Raw genomic sequence first — 1,109 nt, 5'->3', positions numbered from 1 at the left:
GTGATGAAACAACGCTCAATGGATGAATCCGTCCCCGATTTCACGGTATTAAAGAAAGCCCGCAGATAGCCGGTCTTATGTGTCTCGTCAGTATAATGATTCAGACTGTTAGCATCAGAAAGTATAGTATTGGTGAAATGGTCATACTCATCAATAAAGAGATAAATTTTTTGGTTAACACGCGCACATTCCTGATAGAGGAAATCCAGCTGAGCCACTGCACCCTCTTTTGTACGTAAGCCTTCTAACGTATCTTGCGGTAAATAGTCGGCGTACGTTTTGCAGAAATTCTCAAAGGAGGTAGTGCAATGGTCGTCCAAGCCCTTGCGATAGTTGTGTAGTTCGGCACTTACTAATGAGAAGTTAAGTTTCAGTACCAAATAACTGTTGCGGTCTTTAGTGGGATGCTGCCCTATATACAAATCACCAAAGAGGGCATCAAACTTATCCTTCGCATTCACATCATAATAATGTTGCAGCATATTCAAGGTCAGACTCTTGCCGAAGCGACGGGGACGGATAAAAAAGAAGAACCGGTCCGAACGCTCTATCAATGGAATGAAAGAGGTCTTGTCCACATAATAATAATCATCACGACGAATAACCGCAAAGTTCATCATGCCATAAGGCAACAATTTGCTATCTGATACGTGCTCCATAATTTACGCCTTTAAAGAATAAATATTCTATATGCAGATACAAAGATAAACTTTCCGCGACAGCTTGACAAGTCTACTCCGCATTTTATAGTAAATTCTTGTTTTAGCTCCATTTTCCGGATGGGATGCAAACGAGAGGAGTTTATATTTTCAAGCAGATTGAGAATCCGGATATGAGAACAGCCGGATAATAAAGATATCCGGTTGAACGGAACATCATTTTAAAGACCTTATCCATTCAAGAGGAATACCAAGAAAGTGATCATAACCAACAATGTGTGTATCAACTGCCATTACTATGATATCTGCAACAATCATACCTATGACTATAATGATCATTATAATCTTATGAGTAGAGACTATCCATCTGATTGTGTAAATAGAAAACTACGGTGTTTCTCTCGTAGTTTTTTTATTTATGTATTAACTTTGTAAAAATCAGATTTTATG

The 1,109-nt window shown here is 38.5% G+C and carries 1 protein-coding gene; it reads right to left on the bottom strand.

The genetic code is table 11. From position 1 onward, the window contains the following. Positions 1–659 (bottom strand): AAA family ATPase (locus BUC01_RS24865; RefSeq protein ID WP_175560915.1); only part of this gene is annotated, 659 nt, incomplete at its 3' end. Between the last annotated feature and the right edge of the window lie 450 nt (positions 660–1,109).

This window comes from Bacteroides stercorirosoris (genome assembly GCF_900142015.1).
Taxonomy (GTDB): Bacteria; Bacteroidota; Bacteroidia; order Bacteroidales; family Bacteroidaceae; genus Bacteroides; species Bacteroides stercorirosoris.
Note: the sequence above shows the minus strand (reverse complement) of the source record. Positions and strands in the feature narration are given on the sequence as shown.